We start from the raw sequence: 16,804 nt of genomic DNA, 5'->3' as shown, positions 1-16,804 counted from the left end.
CACAGACGACAGGGCCAACCCAGGGCGGACGGTTTTATCGACTGCCGAAGATCGCCGAACCGACCCTGACACTGGTGGCGCCGAAGGCGATGGCCGTCTCGTAATCGCCGGACATGCCCATCGACAGTTTGGCGACGCCTGCCTCCCGCGCCAATTTTTCCAGCAGGGCGAAATGCGGGCCGGGGTTCTCGTCCGCCGGCGGAATGCACATCAGGCCTTCGATGGCGAGGCCGTGGACATCGCGGCAGCGGGCGACGAAGGTCACGGCGTCGCGCGGCTCGATGCCGGCCTTCTGCGGCTCGGAGCCGGTGTTGACCTGGACGTAGAGCTTTGGCGCCCGGCCTTGCCGGGCGATCTCCTTGGCGAGTTCGGCGGCGATCTTCTCGCGATCGACCGTCTCGATGACGTCGAACAGCGCCACGGCTTCCCTGGCCTTGTTCGATTGCAGCGGTCCGATCAGATGCAGTTCGACATCGGGGAAAGCCTCTTTCAGCGCCGGCCACTTGCCCTGCGCTTCCTGCACCCGGTTCTCGCCGAAGACGCGCTGGCCTGCCTCGATGACGGGCCTGATGTCGGCGGCGTCAAAGGTCTTGGAAACGGCGACCAGCGTCACCGCGCCAGCGTCGCGCCGGGCTTCGCGCTCGGCGGCGGCGATCTGCGCCTTGACCGCGAAAAACTGCTGAACGGCATCGTCCATGTCCAAATCCCGCTGTTTTGACCGCGTTTTTTCCAGACGCGATACCCATATGGTTGACGGGTTTGCCAAACCATGGTGAACACCCGGACCACATCCAATGGACTGCCGAGCTGTCGCCCGCAGTCCGCATGCTTTTTAAGTGAAAAACGTCCCATGGCAACCGAACGATACAATCCGCGCGCGTCAGAGCCCAAATGGCAGAAGGCCTGGGCCGACAGGAAGCTGTTCGAGGCGCACAACGATGATCCGCGCCCGAAATACTACGTGCTGGAGATGTTCCCCTATCCATCGGGACGCATCCATATCGGGCATACGCGCAACTATACGATGGGCGATGTGGTGGCGCGCTACAAGCGGGCCAAGGGTTTCAACGTGCTGCATCCGATGGGCTGGGACGCCTTCGGCATGCCGGCCGAGAACGCGGCGATGCAGAACAAGGTCCATCCCAAGGAATGGACCTACCAGAACATCGCCACCATGCGCGAACAGCTCAAGGTCATGGGCCTGTCGCTGGACTGGGCGCGCGAATTCGCGACTTGCGATGTCGACTACTACCACCGCCAGCAGATGCTGTTCCTCGACTTTGTCGAGAAGGGCCTGGTGACGCGCAAATCCTCGAAGGTCAATTGGGATCCGGAGGACATGACGGTGCTCGCCAACGAGCAGGTCATCGACGGGCGCGGCTGGCGCTCGGGCGCGCTGGTCGAACAGCGCGAGCTGACGCAATGGTTCTTCAGGATAACCGACTTTGCGCAGGATCTCCTGGATTCGCTCGATCGCCTCGACGAATGGCCCGAGAAGGTCAAGCTGATGCAGCACAATTGGATCGGCCGTTCGGAAGGCCTGCTGATCCGCTGGCCGCTGGCGGCTCCCGTCGCCGGCGAGCAGGAGCTGGAAGTTTATACGACGAGGCCCGACACCATCTTCGGCGCCTCCTTCATGGCGGTCGCCGCCGACCATCCGCTGGCCCGGAAGGCCGCCGAGACCAATCCGGCGCTGGCGAGCTTTATTGACGAAGTCCGCCATATGGGCACTTCGGTGGCGGCGCTGGAGACGGCCGAGAAGAAGGGCTTCGACACCGGCATCCGCGTCGTGCATCCGTTCGACGAGAACTGGACGCTGCCGGTCTACGTCGCCAATTTCGTGCTGATGGACTACGGCACCGGCGCCATCTTCGGCTGCCCGTCCGGCGACCAGCGCGACCTCGATTTCGCCAACAAATACGGCCTGCCGGTGATCCCGGTGGTGATGCCGGAAGGTGCTGATCCCAAGACCTTCCAGGTCATCGACGAAGCCTATGTCGACGACGGCGTGATGATCAATTCGCGCTTCCTCGATGGCATGAAGCCAGAGCGGGCGTTCGACGAGGTGGCGAAGCTGCTGGAGCAGAAGACGATCGGCAACCGGCCGATGGCCGAGCGCAAGGTCAACTTCCGCCTGCGCGACTGGGGCATTTCGCGCCAGCGCTACTGGGGCTGTCCGATCCCGATGATCCATTGCGAGGATTGCGGCGTGGTGCCGGTGCCGAAGGCAGACCTGCCGGTGAAGCTGCCCGACGATGTCGAGTTCGACCGCCCAGGCAACCCGCTGGACCGCCACCCGACCTGGCGGCATGTCAAATGCCCGCAATGCGGCAAGGATGCGCGGCGCGAAACCGACACGATGGACACGTTCGTCGATTCGTCCTGGTATTTCGCCCGCTTCACCGCGCCCTGGGCGAATGAGCCGACCGACCCGAAGGCGGCGAACGAGTGGCTGGCCGTCGACCAGTATATCGGCGGCATCGAGCACGCGATCCTGCATCTGCTCTATTCGCGCTTCTTCACCCGGGCCATGCGCGAGACCGGCCATCTCGACCTGGCCGAGCCGTTCAAGGGCCTGTTCACGCAAGGCATGGTGGTGCACGAGACCTATCGCGTGGGATCGGCATCGAACGGGCGCTGGCTGGCGCCGACCGAGGTGCGGCTGGAGGACGTCGACGGCAAGCGCCGCGCCGTCGAGATCGCCACGGGCGAGACGGCGGAGATCGGCTCCCTGGAAAAGATGTCGAAGTCGAAGAAGAACACGGTCAGCCCGGAAGACATCACCGACGGCTACGGCGCCGACACCGCGCGCTGGTTCATGCTGTCGGATTCGCCGCCCGAACGCGACGTCGAATGGACCGACGATGGCGCCGCCGGCGCGCATCGCTTCATGCAGCGCATCTGGCGCCTGGTCTCGACCGCGGCCGAATCGCTGGCCGGCATCGCACCCATAGCGGGCGGTGGCGGTGAAGCCGGGGCGGTTTCCAAGGCCACGCACAAGATCCTGAAAGCGGTCGGCGAAGACATCGAGAAACTCGCATTCAACCGCGCCATCGCCCGCATCTACGAACTCGCCAACGTGCTGACCACGCCGCTCAATGAGGTGGCCGAAGGCAAGGCCGATACCGCGCTCAAAGGCGCCTGCCGGGAGGCCGTGGAGGTGCTCGTGCACCTGATCGCGCCGATCATGCCGCATCTGGCCGAGGAATGCTGGGAGGCGCTCGGCGGTGCCGATCTGGTCGCAGAACGGCCGTGGCCGATCTTCGACCCGGCGCTGGTCGTCGACAATGAGGTCACCTACCCGGTCCAGGTCAACGGCAAGAAGCGCGGGGATTTGACAATTGCCCGCGACGCGGACCAAGGTGCGGTCGAAAAAGCCGTGCTCGCTCTCGACTTCGTGCAGAAGGCGCTCGAAGGCACGGCTCCGCGCAAGGTGATCATCGTGCCGCAGAGGATCGTCAATGTCGTTGCCTGATCGGGAAAAGACAGAGCTGAGCCGTTTGCTGCGCCGTGCCGCGCTTGCCGGCCTTGTCGGCTCGCTTGCGCTCGTTTCGGCCTGCCAGGTGCGGCCGCTCTACTCGAGCGCGCCGCTGTCGACCGGCTCGAGCGCCAATGCCGAACTGGCGTCGATCGCCATCAAACCGGTCAGGACGCGTTACGGCCAGCAGGTGCGCAACAATTTGATCTTCGGATTTGGGCGCGGCGCCGGCGAACCGGCATCGCCGGCCTACTCGCTCGACCTCGGCGTGACCGAAGCCGTTGAATCCTCGGCGCTCGTGCAGGTCGGAACCGACCAGGACGAGCCGACCGCCGGTTCGGTGACGCTGACCGCCGGCTACAGGCTGACCGATGCCAAAACCGGGGCGGTGATCGCGACCGGCAAGCGGGCGATCACTTCGTCCTTCGACAGGCCGCGCCAGGAATTCGCCGCGTACCGGGCACAGATCGATGCCGAGAACCGCGCCGCGCGCGAGCTTGCCAACGCGCTGCAACTGTCCATCGCCCAGGATCTCGCACGGCACGGCAAGACGGCCGGTTAGCGCCGCTCTCCGTTTCATGGTGGCATAACAATCTGGTGCCTGAAGGCCGCCTTTGCCACGGCTCCGGAGCCGGTTCTCCGTTCGCCTTTAGCCGAAGCGCGCGGGTGTGTTGACGATCGTGGGATGACGATCGGCCGCACGGATCCGATCGTCCGACACCGCTGTGAAAGTCACGCTTCGCCGCTCTTGGGGGGCCGACGGGAAGCAACTGTTAACCACTCGCTCTCTATTGCTCAGCAGACATTTCAGCGTGAGTCTTGAGCATGGAATCCAAGCGTTTTCCTCGGGTCAGTTCATTGAAGGCAGCGTCGCCCGATGACCCCGGGGTGAAGCGTTTCACGGGTGTGGACAACAAGGCGGACAGCCAGCGGGCAAGAGCAGCAGGAGCCGGCCCTTCCCCATCCCCTGTCGATCTCGGCGGCAACGAAAGCCCTGCCTGGCAAGACTATTTCTTCCTGGCGCCCAATGTGCGGTTTACGCGCACGCCGGACTATGAAGCCAGCACGCGCCGTCCGCGGGACGAGGCGATTGCCGTCGAGCAAAGCGAATCACCAGCACCGCAGGCACCTGGCCAATCCACCGCGGCTGGGACGTCTTCATCGGCGCCGATACCAAGCCGAAACCTTTCTTCGGGCGCCGCCAGGCCGCCCGTCGGCAACAGAGCGGTGGTGCAACCGGCCCCGGCCCCCGTTCCGTCAGGGCATGCCGGCGAAAAGGCGCGGGCCGCCGCTACGCCTGCGGGCCACAGGATGACTGCGGCGGCGCGGGCGTCCGCACCGGCAGCGTCCGCCCAAGCAGCGACAGCCCCGGTCAAGACGACGGCGCGCGAAAATGTGCGCTGGCCCTATCTGTCGGATCACGTCTTTTTCGAGGTCATGGCGCCCTATTTGGTCGAAGGCCCGTCACCCGCGCCTCGGGCCGTTTCGGTTGCACGCACGACCGCGCCTGTGATCACCGAGCGGACCGACAACCGCCCCGCGCCAACGGCCGATCCGACCGCGTTGTTCCGTGTCATCGAATGCCTTCCCGGGTCGCCAGCTCCGTCCGCCGCGCCGGATGTCCGTCCGGCCAACTCCAACCAGGCCGCGGTTCAGCCGGTGGCGAACCGCGTGCCGCAGCAAGCCCGGGCTCCGGCCGCAATTCCCGCCGTCGCAAGCAATGCCGTTCCGGCACTGGTCACGCAAAGTTTGGAGCAAGCCGTACCGGCTCCGGCCGCGCGCGCATCGTCGCGAGCACCACTGGTCGGCAGGATCGTGCCGACCGCGACCGGCGAGACGTACGAACTCCCCTCGGAAGAACTGTTGCAGCAGCCGCCGGAGGGACAAGGCTTCTACATGTCGCAGGAGCGGCTCGAGCAGAATGCCGATCTTCTGGAAAGCGTGCTCGAGGATTTCGGCGTGCGCGGCGAGATCATCCATGTTCGCCCCGGTCCGGTCGTCACCCTCTATGAATTCGAGCCGGCGCCGGGCGTGAAATCCTCCCGCGTCATCGGTCTCGCCGACGACATCGCCCGCTCCATGTCGGCGATCTCGGCGCGCGTCGCCGTCGTGCCGGGCCGCAACGTCATCGGCATCGAGCTTCCGAACGAGGCGCGCGAAACCGTCTATTTCCGCGAGCTGATCGAATCGGAGGGCTTCCGCAAGACCGGCTGCAAGCTGGCGCTCTGCCTCGGCAAGACGATCGGCGGTGAGCCTGTCATCGCCGAACTGGCAAAGATGCCCCACTTGCTCGTTGCCGGCACCACCGGTTCCGGCAAGTCGGTTGCCATCAACACGATGATCCTGTCGCTGCTCTACCGGCTGAAGCCGGAGGAATGCCGGCTGATCATGGTCGATCCCAAGATGCTCGAACTCTCCGTCTATGACGGCATCCCGCATCTTCTGACCCCGGTCGTCACCGATCCAAAAAAGGCCGTCACCGCGCTCAAATGGGCGGTGCGGGAGATGGAGGACCGGTATCGCAAGATGGCGCGGCTCGGCGTGCGCAATATCGACGGCTACAATCAACGCGCCGCCGCTGCCCGCGAGAACGGCGAGACGGTCGTCATGACAGTGCAGGCGGGCTTCGAAAAAGGCACCGGCGAGCCGCTCTTCGAGCAGCAGGAAATCGACCTCGCGCCAATGCCCTACATCGTCGTCATCGTCGACGAGATGGCCGACCTGATGATGGTCGCCGGCAAGGAGATCGAAGGCGCCATCCAGCGCCTGGCGCAGATGGCGCGCGCGGCCGGCATCCACCTGATCATGGCGACGCAGCGCCCCTCGGTCGATGTCATCACGGGCACGATCAAGGCCAACTTCCCGACCCGGATTTCTTTCCAGGTCACCTCCAAGATCGACAGCCGCACCATCCTTGGCGAGCAGGGCGCCGAGCAGCTGCTCGGCCAGGGCGACATGCTGCACATGATGGGCGGCGGGCGCATCGCCCGCGTGCACGGCCCCTTCGTCTCCGACGTGGAGGTCGAGCATGTCGTGGCGCATCTGAAGGCGCAGGGTCGCCCCGAATACCTGGAAACCGTGACGGCCGACGAGGATGAAGAAGAAGACGAAGGCGATGAGGGCGCGGTCTTCGACAAGGGCGCCGTTGCGGCGGAGGACGGCGATACCAGCTATGACGAGGCGGTCAAGGTGGTGTTGCGCGACAAGAAGTGTTCGACGTCCTACATTCAGCGTCGCCTCGGCATCGGCTACAACCGCGCCGCGTCCCTGGTCGAGCGCATGGAGAAGGAGGGTCTGGTCGGTGCACCAAACCATGTCGGCAAGCGCGAGATCATCATGGGCCGGCGCCCGCCGGTAACCGCAGCTGAGGATGACGGCACGGACTGACCGGCCTCTTGATCCGCAGCGCACGAAAAAAGGCCGGTTGCCCGGCCTTTTTTCGTGTCGGATATAAGCTCGCTCAGCCGATTTTCTGGCCGGTCTTGGCCCAGTCGGCGAGGAAGGCGGCAAGACCCTTGTCAGTCAGCGGGTGGTTGACCAGCGCCTTCAGTGTCGCGGGCGGCGCGGTGACGATATCGGCGCCGATGAGCGCCGCCTGCTTGACGTGGTTCACGGTGCGCACGGAAGCCGTCAGAATCTCGGTCTGGAAATCGTAATTGTCGTAGATCTGACGGATCTCCTGGATCACTTCCATGCCGTCCGAGCCGGTATCGTCGATCCGGCCGACGAAGGGCGAGATGAAGGAGGCGCCTGCCTTGGCGGCGAGCAGCGCCTGGTTGGCCGAGAAGCAGAGCGTGACATTGACCATGCGGTTCATCTGGGTGCGGATCGTCTTGCAGGCCTTCAATCCATCCAGCGTCAACGGCACCTTGATGGCGACATTCGGCGCGATCTTGGCCAGCACCTCGGCCTCCGCCATCATCTGCTTGTATTCGGTGGCCACGACCTCGGCCGAAACCGGGCCTTCGACGATGTCGCAGATCTGCTTGGTGACCTCGGAGATCTTGCCGCCTGATTTGAGAATCAGCGACGGGTTGGTGGTGACGCCATCGAGCAGCCCCAGATCGATCAGTTCGCGGATTTCCTTGATGTCGGCTGTGTCGGCAAAAAATTTCATGGCGGTCTCCTGACGATTTCGTCGTGCTTGGGAAGGCACGTTCAGCGTTGCCCTTTGATCTAGAGCAAAGTCGGGGCAAGGTCACGCCTCATGATCGAAGATTCGCCCTTTGTCGCAGCCGCACCGGTGCTGGTGCCGATGCCGGCCGAACGCCCCTACACCTATGCCGTGCCAGCCGGCATGCGGGTGGTGCCGGGCTCGATCGTGCGCGTGCCGCTCGGGCCTCGCCAAGTCGCCGGCATCGTCTGGGACGGCGCGGTCGAAACGGTCGACGCGAAAAAGCTGCGCGCGATCGAACAGGTCTTCGACTGCCCGCCGATCGACCGGGCGATGCGTCGTTTCGTCGACTGGGTGGCGCAATACACGCTCTCTGCGCCGGGCATGGTGGCGCGCATGCTGCTGAGGGCGCCGGAGGCTTTCGATCCGGAACCGTGGATCGAGGGATTGCAGCGAACCGCGGCCGTTCCGGACCGGATGACGGATGCGCGGGCCCGCGTGCTGGAGACGGCCGACGGCGGACTGGCCTGGACGCGATCCGGCCTTGCCCATGCGGCCGGCGTGTCGTCGACGGTAATCGAGGGGCTGAAGGCGCAAGGCGTGTTCGAAACGGTGATGATCCCGCCGCGGCCCGTGGTGGCGAAGCCTGACCCAGCCTACGCCGCGCCGGAATTGATGCCCGACCAGAACGACGCCGCACGGCTGCTGCGCGCCAATGTCGCGGGCGGCGGCTTCAACGTCGCACTGCTCGACGGCGTCACCGGTTCGGGCAAGACGGAGGTTTATTTCGAGGCGGTGGCGGCGGCACTCGACCGGGGCAAGCAGGTGCTGATCCTGCTGCCCGAAATCGCATTGACCCATGCTTTCCTCGAACGGTTCCAGCAGCGTTTTGGCGCCAAGCCCGCCGAATGGCACTCCGACCTGCCGCCGAGGATGCGCGAACGCGTCTGGCGGCAGGTGGCGGAAGGCGGCGTGCGGGTCGTGGCCGGCGCACGCTCGGCGCTGTTCCTGCCGTTCAAGGAGCTTGGCCTGATCGTCGTCGACGAGGAGCACGACCCCGCCTACAAGCAGGAAGACCGCGTCTTCTACAATGCCCGCGACATGGCTGTCGTGCGCGGCCATATAGGCGGATTCCCGGTGGTGCTGGCATCGGCGACGCCATCGGTCGAGAGCCGCGTCAATGCCAGCCAGGGCCGCTACGCCAGGGCGGTGCTGTCCGCCCGCTTCGCAGAGGCGGCACTTCCCGACCTGAAAGCGATCGACATGCGGCGCGCGCCGCCGGCGCGCGGCGGCTTCCTGTCGCCGGTGCTGCTCGACCATATGCGACGGACGCTGGAGAGGCAGGAACAATCGCTTTTGTTCCTCAACCGGCGCGGCTATGCGCCGCTGACGCTGTGCCGCGTCTGCGGTCACCGCTTCGGTTGCCCGGTCTGCTCGGCCTGGCTGGTCGAGCACCGCTTTCGCGGCCAGCTCGTCTGCCACCATTGCGGGCACAATGAGCGCCGTCCGGAAGCCTGTCCGGAATGCGGCACGCTCGATCATCTGGTCGCCTGCGGGCCGGGCGTCGAGCGCATCGCCGAGGAAGTCGTCACCCATTTCCCGGATGCGCGCACCATCGTTTTGTCGTCGGATCTGATGGGCGGCGTGCGGCGGCTGCGGCTGGAGCTGGAAGCCATCGCCAATGGCGAGGCCGACATCGTCATCGGCACGCAACTCGTCGCCAAGGGTCACAATTTCCCGAACATGACCTTGGTTGGTGTCGTCGATGCCGATCTCGGCCTTGCCAATGGCGATCCGCGCGCCGCCGAACGCACCTTCCAGCTGCTCAGCCAGGTGACCGGCCGCGCCGGGCGCACCGGCAAGAAGAGTCTCGGCCTGCTGCAGACCTTCCAGCCCGACCATCCGGTGATGCGGGCGATCGTCTCCGGCGATGCCGATGCGTTCTACGAGCGCGAGATTTCCGAGCGCGAGCGGGCGGCTCTGCCACCCTTCGGCCGGCTCGCCGGCGTCATCGTCAGCGCGGTGACGCGGGCGGAAGCCGAGGGCCATGCACGCGGCCTGCGCCGTGCCGCGCCCGAGGCATCCGACCTGTTCGTGCTCGGGCCGGCCGAAGCGCCGCTGTCGCTGCTCGGCGGCCGTCACCGTTTCCGCCTGCTGATCCAGGGCGAGCGCCGCGCCGACATGCAAGGGTTTATCCGGACCATGCTCGCCAACGGGCCGAAGCAGCGCGGCTCGGTCCGGGTGCAGGTCGACATTGATCCGCAGAGCTTTTTGTAAGGTCGCTCAGCTTTCGCGCGGATTGCTGGTCGTGTCCTTCAGTTCGTTGCCTAAACTCTTCAGGATAGAGTCGACGGGCGTCCTCGATCGATATCACTATGGCCACGGGGCGTCCCCGCTTGGTGATTGTTGTCGGGCTGCCTTTGCTGGCTTCAGCGACCACGGCGCACAGTTCGCTGCGTGCTTTGCTGCTGGATTTTGTTTTCATCGAGTAGCCCTCAACATCGCCTTGGACTGTATCATAAGTCGCTGCAAGGAAAGGAAACCGTTTTGAAAACCCTTGGCCTTCTGGGCGGCATGAGCTGGGAATCGACGGCGATCTATTATCGCCTGCTCAACGATCTCGTGAGGCAGCGTCTCGGCGGGCTGCATTCGGCGAAATTGCTGCTGTGGTCCTTCGACTTCGCCGAGATCGCCGAGCTGCAGCATCACGGGGACTGGGACGGCGCCGGCGCGCTTCTGGTCGATGCCGCGCGCAAGCTCGAGTCAGCTGGCGCGGAAGGCCTGCTTTTGTGTACCAACACCATGCACAAGCTCGCCGACCAGGTGCAGGCCTCGGTATCGGTCCCGCTGACCCACATCGCCGACGCCACCGCAGCCGCTGTCAAGGCGGCCGGCATGCGGCGCCCGGCGCTGCTCGCAACGCGGTTCACCATGGAGCAGGATTTCTACAAGCGCCGGCTTGCCGACACATATGGATTGCAGCCGATCGTGCCGGACCAGGCAGGACGCGACATGGTCCATCGCATCATCTATGACGAGCTCTGCCAGGGCATCGTCACCGAGCCATCGAAAACCGCCTATATCGCCGAGATCAACCGCCTGCGGCGCGATGAAAATGTCGACAGCGTGATCATGGGCTGCACCGAAATCACGATGTTGATCGGCCAGCAGGATTTCGACATTCCGGTCTTCGACACGACGCGCATCCATGCTGAAGCGGCGGTCGCCTTCGCGCTCTCCTGATGCGTTTGGCCTAAAGTGCCGGCCGCCATCTGGCGCGCGGCTTTTCCTCCGCTAGAATGCCCGCGATTTCAGAGCGGCATTTACGAGGGGACATTATGGATTTTACGTTTCCATGGCCGGTGAGCCAGGGCGAATGGCTGGCCTGGTCGAGCGCCGTCGTCACGGTGCTGCTCGGCCTGGTGCTTTTCCTGGCGCCGGGGCTTGCCTTCCGCATTCTGCGCTTGCAGGTCAAGCCGGAGAAGGCGGCGGCGATCGCCGAAGGGCGCGGCCGCATGTCGGGCTTCTACCTCGGCGTCGGCCTGTGCTGCATCCTGCTGGCGCAGCCGCTGATCTACATGGCGCTCGGCTTCTCCTGGCTGTTCACCGCCTTCGGCCGGTTGCTGTCGATGATGTCGGATGGCGCCAACACGCCCTTCAACTGGGTTTCCATCGTCGTGGAACTGGCGCTGGCGGCGTTGCCGCTCGCCTTTGCCTTCGGCTTCCTGCCCTGAATCCGCAGGCAATCCAGGGACTTCGTCCCCGGATGCGACAATAGTGCCTGAAAACCATGCGGAACGACGCATTGCGGTCTTAAAAGGCCTGTGCTAGACGGCAATCGACTTTCGGCCGGGGATAGCGGAAGCCGCGCCTCCGTGCTTGAAAAAATGCAGTAAGGTCAAAGATTTAGCCAGAGTTTTCGCTCGCGCCAACAATCTGCGGCCTGTCAGACAAGAGAAAAGACGGTCCGTGGCCCAATCGTCATCGCCAATCTCAGGTGTCGCAGAACGCTATGCGGGTTCGCTGTTCGAACTGGCATCGCAGGCGAATTCCGTCGCCAAGGTCGAAGCCGACCTCAACAGTTTCGAGGCGATGCTCGCGGGCAGCGCCGACTTGACCCGGCTGATCAACAGCCCGGTGTTCTCCAGCGAGGACCAGGCCAAGGCCATCGCGGCGATCGCCGACAAGGCCGGGATCACCGGCCTGACCGGCAATTTCCTGCGCGTCGTCGCCAAGAACCGCCGGCTGTTCGCCGTGCCCGGCATGATCAGGGCATTCCGCCAGATCGCCGCCGAGCATCGTGGCGAGACGACCGCCGAGGTAACATCGGCTCACCAATTGAGCGCTGCCCAGCAGACTGAACTCAAGGCGGCGCTGAAGAGCGTTGCCGGCAAGGACGTTTCCATCTCCGTCACCGTCGATCCGTCGCTGCTCGGCGGGCTGGTGGTCAGGATGGGCTCGCGCCAGATCGATACGTCGCTCAAAACCAAACTCAATTCGCTCAAGCTTGCACTGAAAGAGGTCGGCTGATGGACATCCGCGCCGCGGAAATTTCCGCAATTCTGAAAGACCAGATCAAGAATTTCGGCAAGGAGGCCGAGGTCTCCGAAGTCGGACAGGTGCTGTCCGTCGGTGACGGTATCGCCCGCGTCTACGGCCTCGACAATGTCCAGGCCGGCGAGATGGTCGAATTCCCCGGCGGCATCCGCGGCATGGCGCTCAATCTCGAAGCCGACAATGTCGGCGTCGTCATCTTCGGCGCCGACCGCGACATCAAGGAAGGCGACACCGTCAAGCGCACCGGCGCGATCGTCGACGTTCCGGTCGGTCCGGGCCTGCTCGGCCGCGTCGTCGACGCGCTCGGCAACCCGATCGACGGCAAGGGCCCGATCAAGGCGATCGAACGCAAGCGCGTCGACGTCAAGGCGCCCGGCATCATTCCGCGCAAGTCGGTGCATGAGCCGATGTCGACGGGCCTCAAGGCCATCGACGCGCTGATCCCGGTCGGCCGCGGCCAGCGCGAGCTGGTCATCGGCGATCGCCAGACCGGCAAGACCGCCATCATCCTCGACACGATGCTCAACCAGAAGTCGGTGCACGACAACGGCCCCGAGAAGGAAAAGCTCTACTGCGTCTACGTCGCCGTCGGCCAGAAGCGCTCGACCGTGGCGCAGTTCGTCAAGGTGCTGGAAGAGCGCGGCGCGCTCGAATATTCGATCATCGTCGCCGCCACCGCTTCCGATCCGGCGCCGATGCAGTTCCTGGCGCCGTTCGCCGGCTGCACCATGGGCGAGTATTTCCGCGACAACGGCATGCATGCGCTGATCAGCTACGACGATCTGTCGAAGCAGGCCGTCGCCTATCGCCAGATGTCGCTGCTCTTGCGCCGCCCGCCGGGCCGCGAAGCCTATCCGGGCGACGTCTTCTACCTGCACTCGCGCCTGCTCGAGCGCGCCGCCAAGCTCAATGACGACATGGGCAACGGTTCGCTGACGGCGCTGCCGGTCATCGAAACCCAGGCCAACGACGTGTCGGCCTATATCCCGACCAACGTGATCTCGATCACCGACGGCCAGATCTTCCTCGAAACCAACCTGTTCTTCCAGGGCATCCGTCCAGCCGTCAATGTCGGCCTGTCGGTGTCGCGCGTCGGCTCCTCGGCGCAGATCAAGGCGATGAAGCAGGTCGCCGGCTCGATCAAGGGCGAGCTCGCGCAGTACCGCGAAATGGCGGCCTTCGCGCAGTTCGGCTCGGATCTCGATGCCGCCACGCAGCGCCTGCTCAACCGCGGTTCGCGCCTGACCGAGCTCCTGAAGCAGCCGCAGTTCTCGCCGCTGAAGACGGAAGAGCAGGTCGCGGTGATCTTCGCCGGCGTCAACGGCTATCTCGACAAGCTGCCGGTCAACCAGGTCGGCAAGTTCGAGCATGGTCTGCTCAGCCACATGCGTTCGGCTGGCAAGGACGTCCTCGACGCCATCCGCAAGGAAAAGGCGCTGTCGGACGATCTGCGCGGCAAGCTGAAGGCCGAGATCGACGCTTTCGCCAAGACCTTCGCCTGAGCGAAGCGCCAGTCCGGATGAGACAAGACGGGATCAGGTTTGAAGCATGCCTTCATTAAAAGACCTTCGTAACCGTATCGCCTCGGTCAAGGCGACGCAGAAGATCACCAAGGCGATGCAGATGGTCGCCGCGGCGAAGCTGCGCCGTGCACAGGAGGCCGCGGAAGCGGCGCGCCCCTATTCGGAGCGCATGGGTTCCGTGCTGGCCAACATCACCCAGGCGATCGGCGGCGGTGGCGATGCCCCGGCGCTGATGACCGGCACCGGAAAGGACGACGTGCACCTGCTCGTTGTCTGCACGGCCGAGCGCGGCCTGTGCGGCGGCTTCAATTCTCAGATCGCCCGTCTTGCCCGCGACCACATCCGCAGGCTCCTGGCCGACGGCAAGCAGGTCAAGATCATCTGCGTCGGCAAGAAGGGTTTCGATATCCTGCGCCGCGACTATGCATCGATGATCCTCGACCGGATCGACCTGCGCGAGGTCAAGACGCTCGGCTTCGTCAATGCCGACACGATCGCCCGCAAGGTCATTCACCTGTTCAATGAGGGCGGCTTCGACATCTGCACGCTGTTCTATTCGCAGTTCAAGTCGGTGATCAGCCAGGTTCCGACCGCGCAGCAGATCATTCCGGCCGCTGCTTCGTCCGCTCCGGCCGAGGCTGCTGACGGCGCCAGCGCCGTCTACGAATACGAACCCGAGCCGGGTGAAATCCTGTCCGAGCTCATTCCGCGCAACATCGCGGTGCAGATTTTCCGCGCGCTGCTCGAAAACGCGGCTGGCGAAATGGGCGCCAAGATGAGTGCGATGGACAACGCCACGCGCAACGCCGGCGAGATGATCAACAAGCTGTCGATCACCTACAACCGCCAGCGCCAGGCGCAGATCACCAAGGAACTGATCGAAATCATTTCGGGCGCCGAGGCGCTCTAGGCGCGGTTTCCCGGGGTCAACGACCTCGATCCGACCGCGCGAGAAACAAAGGACGAAAAGGGTAAAGACGATGGCGAAAGCAGCGACCCCCAAGACGGCGGCTCCCAAGGCGGCAGCCCCGGCCAAGGCGGCACCGGCAAAGGCTCCGGCCGCAGCAGCGAAGGCGGCTCCGGCCAAGAAAGCGGCAGCGCCGACCAGGGCCGCCGCGGTAAAAACCCCGGCCGTGGCCAGCAAGGCCACCGGCATCGTCGGCAAGGTCCGGCAGGTCATCGGCGCCGTGGTCGACGTGCAGTTCGGCGATCACCTGCCGCCGATCCTGAATGCGCTCGAGACCACCAATGTCGGCAACCGCCTGGTTCTCGAAGTTGCCCAGCATCTGGGTGAAAACACCGTGCGCTGCATCGCCATGGATTCCACCGAAGGCCTGGTGCGCGGCCAGGAAGTACGCGACACCGGCGGCCCGATCGCCGTGCCGGTCGGTCCGGGCATGCTCGGCCGCATCATCAACGTCATCGGCGAGCCGGTCGACGAAGCAGGCCCGGTCGACGCGGTCGAGTTGCGCTCGATCCACCAGCCGGCCCCGGCCTATATCGAACAGTCGACGGAAGCACAGATCCTGATCACCGGCATCAAGGTGCTCGACCTGCTCGCGCCCTACGCCAAGGGCGGCAAGATCGGCCTGTTCGGCGGCGCCGGCGTCGGCAAGACGGTGCTGATCCAGGAACTGATCAACAACATCGCCAAGGCGCATGGCGGCTATTCGGTGTTCGCCGGCGTCGGCGAGCGCACCCGCGAGGGCAATGACCTCTATCACGAGTTCATCGAATCCGGCGTCAACAAGAAGGGCGGCGGCGAAGGCTCCAAGGCGGCGTTGGTCTATGGCCAGATGAACGAGCCGCCGGGCGCGCGTGCCCGCGTCGGCCTGACCGGCCTGACGGTCGCCGAATATTTCCGCGACCAGGGCCAGGACGTGCTGTTCTTCGTCGACAACATCTTCCGCTTCACGCAGGCTGGTTCGGAAGTGTCGGCGCTGCTCGGCCGTATCCCGTCGGCCGTGGGCTACCAGCCCACGCTCGCCACGGACATGGGCGCCCTGCAGGAACGCATCACCACCACCACCAAGGGCTCGATCACCTCGGTGCAGGCCATCTACGTGCCGGCCGACGACTTGACCGACCCGGCGCCGGCGACCTCGTTCGCCCACCTCGACGCGACGACGACGCTCAACCGCTCGATCGCCGAAAAGGGCATCTATCCGGCCGTCGATCCGCTGGACTCGACCTCGCGCATGCTCGACCCGCTGGTGGTCGGCGAAGAGCATTATGCCGTCGCGCGCCAGGTGCAGTCGATCCTCCAACGCTACAAGTCGCTGCAGGACATCATCGCCATCCTGGGCATGGACGAGCTGTCGGAAGAGGACAAGCAGACGGTGGCCCGCGCCCGCAAGATCGAGCGCTTCCTGTCGCAGCCCTTCTTCGTCGCCGAAGTGTTCACCGGCGCGCCGGGCAAGCTGGTCGACCTCGCCGACACCATCAAGGGCTTCAAGGGCCTCTGCAACGGCGACTACGACCACCTGCCGGAAGCCGCCTTCTACATGGTCGGCGGCATCGAGGAAGCGGTCGAGAAGGCACAGCGTCTCGCGGCTGAAGCGGCTTAATCAAGGGAATAGGGAGTAGTCAGTAGTCGGTAGTGAATGGCAGGCAGGTGACCGGGCGCAATTGCCCTTTCCCCTACTTCCCTACTCACTATTCCCTACTCGCTAAATCGACATGGCAGAAGCTTTCAAGTTCGAACTGGTCTCGCCGGAGCGCCTGCTGGTTTCCGCAGAGGTCGAGGCCGTCGTCATTCCGGGTGCCGAGGGCGAGATGACCGTCATGGCGCATCACGCACCGGTCATGACCACCATCAAGCCAGGCGTCGTGACGGTGAAGGCCGCCTCGGGCGGTGAAGAGCGTTATGTGGTGTTCGGTGGGTTCGCCGACATCGTTCCGGCCGGCTGCACGCTGCTGGCGGAATCGGCTGTCGCGGTGAAGGATGTCGACCGCGCCGATCTCGCGCGCCGCATCCAGGAAGCCAGGGAAGACGCCGCCGACGCCAAGGACGACCGGTCGCGCACGAAGGCCGAACAATTCCTCAGCCAGCTCACCACGCTGGAAGGCGCCATCCTGCCGGCTTGAGGCTGGCACCAGTACTCGACTGAAAAGCGGGGCCTTGCCTCGCTT

Annotated in this window: 13 protein-coding genes; 11 read left to right on the top strand and 2 right to left on the bottom strand. The window is 64.7% G+C overall.

Translation table 11 applies throughout. The features are described 5' to 3' along the window. Positions 1–34 precede the first annotated feature (34 nt). Positions 35–697: a YggS family pyridoxal phosphate-dependent enzyme gene (locus FJ942_RS26520; RefSeq protein WP_140524995.1), complete on the bottom strand. Its 663-nt coding sequence runs from the start codon at positions 695–697 to the stop codon at positions 35–37. Between the two features lie 153 nt (positions 698–850). Between FJ942_RS26520 and leuS the strand changes: the two genes are divergently transcribed. From leuS to FJ942_RS26505, 3 genes are all read left to right on the top strand, one after another. Beyond that, positions 851–3,475: a leucine--tRNA ligase gene (leuS, locus tag FJ942_RS26515; protein WP_140899458.1), complete on the top strand. Its 2,625-nt coding sequence runs from the start codon at positions 851–853 to the stop codon at positions 3,473–3,475. Next, entirely contained in the window at positions 3,462–4,040 is a 579-nt protein-coding gene (gene lptE, locus FJ942_RS26510; protein WP_140518239.1) for an LPS assembly lipoprotein LptE, read from the top strand. The genes leuS and lptE overlap by 14 nt, the downstream gene beginning before the upstream one ends. A gap of 263 nt (positions 4,041–4,303) precedes the next feature. Next, positions 4,304–6,865, top strand: coding sequence for a DNA translocase FtsK (locus FJ942_RS26505; RefSeq protein ID WP_140899457.1), 2,562 nt, complete (start codon positions 4,304–4,306; stop codon positions 6,863–6,865). Positions 6,866–6,938: 73 nt separating this feature from the next. Here FJ942_RS26505 and fsa read toward each other — a convergent pair whose 3' ends face one another. Next, positions 6,939–7,595 carry a fructose-6-phosphate aldolase gene (gene fsa / locus FJ942_RS26500; RefSeq protein WP_140518241.1) on the bottom strand — a complete coding sequence of 219 codons (657 nt, stop codon included), beginning with the start codon at positions 7,593–7,595 and terminating at the stop codon, positions 6,939–6,941. Between the two features lie 90 nt (positions 7,596–7,685). On the opposite strand from fsa, the gene FJ942_RS26495 reads away from it, so the two are divergent. The 8 genes from FJ942_RS26495 to FJ942_RS26450 all read left to right on the top strand — a co-directional run bounded on the left by FJ942_RS26495 (position 7,686) and on the right by FJ942_RS26450 (position 16,759). Then, positions 7,686–9,869 (top strand): primosomal protein N', encoded by a 2,184-nt coding sequence (locus FJ942_RS26495; RefSeq protein ID WP_140899456.1) that lies wholly within the window; start codon positions 7,686–7,688, stop codon positions 9,867–9,869. 270 nt (positions 9,870–10,139) lie between these two features. Beyond that, complete coding sequence (locus FJ942_RS26485) at positions 10,140–10,835, top strand: aspartate/glutamate racemase family protein (RefSeq protein ID WP_140628116.1); 696 nt, start codon at positions 10,140–10,142, stop codon at positions 10,833–10,835. Between the two features lie 95 nt (positions 10,836–10,930). After that, complete coding sequence (locus tag FJ942_RS26480) at positions 10,931–11,326, top strand: DUF4345 family protein (protein WP_140880332.1); 396 nt, start codon at positions 10,931–10,933, stop codon at positions 11,324–11,326. A 235-nt stretch (positions 11,327–11,561) separates the two neighbouring features. Next, positions 11,562–12,122, top strand: coding sequence for a F0F1 ATP synthase subunit delta (locus tag FJ942_RS26475; protein ID WP_140492968.1), 561 nt, complete (start codon positions 11,562–11,564; stop codon positions 12,120–12,122). Continuing rightward, complete coding sequence (gene atpA, locus FJ942_RS26470) at positions 12,122–13,651, top strand: F0F1 ATP synthase subunit alpha (RefSeq protein WP_140899454.1); 1,530 nt, start codon at positions 12,122–12,124, stop codon at positions 13,649–13,651. The genes FJ942_RS26475 and atpA overlap by 1 nt, the downstream gene beginning before the upstream one ends. Before the next feature lie 46 nt (positions 13,652–13,697). Further along, a complete protein-coding gene (locus FJ942_RS26465; protein WP_140492974.1) occupies positions 13,698–14,582 on the top strand; it encodes a F0F1 ATP synthase subunit gamma in 885 nt (294 codons plus the stop codon). Positions 14,583–14,652: 70 nt separating this feature from the next. Then, the gene (gene atpD, locus FJ942_RS26455; protein WP_181165201.1) at positions 14,653–16,239 is read left to right on the top strand and encodes a F0F1 ATP synthase subunit beta; all 1,587 of its coding nucleotides are present in this window, start codon (positions 14,653–14,655) and stop codon (positions 16,237–16,239) included. A gap of 112 nt (positions 16,240–16,351) precedes the next feature. Then, the gene (locus tag FJ942_RS26450) at positions 16,352–16,759 is read left to right on the top strand and encodes a F0F1 ATP synthase subunit epsilon (protein WP_140492977.1); all 408 of its coding nucleotides are present in this window, start codon (positions 16,352–16,354) and stop codon (positions 16,757–16,759) included. Positions 16,760–16,804 lie beyond the last annotated feature (45 nt).

This window comes from Mesorhizobium sp. B2-4-2, assembly GCF_006442845.1.
Lineage (GTDB): Bacteria > Pseudomonadota > Alphaproteobacteria > Rhizobiales > Rhizobiaceae > Mesorhizobium.
The sequence above is the reverse complement of the archived record's forward strand: the minus strand, read 5'-3'. Positions and strand labels throughout refer to the sequence as shown.

Excerpts from the sequence above, each read along its gene's own strand:
- atpA (WP_140899454.1), top strand. The coding sequence starts at position 12,122 with ATGGACATCCGCGCCGCGGAAATTTCCGCAATTCTGAAAGACCAGATC.
- FJ942_RS26495 (WP_140899456.1), top strand. The coding sequence starts at position 7,686 with ATGATCGAAGATTCGCCCTTTGTCGCAGCCGCACCGGTGCTGGTGCCG.
- lptE (WP_140518239.1), top strand. The coding sequence starts at position 3,462 with ATGTCGTTGCCTGATCGGGAAAAGACAGAGCTGAGCCGTTTGCTGCGC.
- FJ942_RS26520 (WP_140524995.1), bottom strand. The coding sequence starts at position 697 with ATGGACGATGCCGTTCAGCAGTTTTTCGCGGTCAAGGCGCAGATCGCC.
- atpD (WP_181165201.1), top strand. The coding sequence starts at position 14,653 with ATGGCGAAAGCAGCGACCCCCAAGACGGCGGCTCCCAAGGCGGCAGCC.
- FJ942_RS26465 (WP_140492974.1), top strand. The coding sequence starts at position 13,698 with ATGCCTTCATTAAAAGACCTTCGTAACCGTATCGCCTCGGTCAAGGCG.
- fsa (WP_140518241.1), bottom strand. The coding sequence starts at position 7,595 with ATGAAATTTTTTGCCGACACAGCCGACATCAAGGAAATCCGCGAACTG.
- leuS (WP_140899458.1), top strand. The coding sequence starts at position 851 with ATGGCAACCGAACGATACAATCCGCGCGCGTCAGAGCCCAAATGGCAG.
- FJ942_RS26450 (WP_140492977.1), top strand. The coding sequence starts at position 16,352 with ATGGCAGAAGCTTTCAAGTTCGAACTGGTCTCGCCGGAGCGCCTGCTG.
- FJ942_RS26505 (WP_140899457.1), top strand. The coding sequence starts at position 4,304 with ATGGAATCCAAGCGTTTTCCTCGGGTCAGTTCATTGAAGGCAGCGTCG.
- FJ942_RS26480 (WP_140880332.1), top strand. The coding sequence starts at position 10,931 with ATGGATTTTACGTTTCCATGGCCGGTGAGCCAGGGCGAATGGCTGGCC.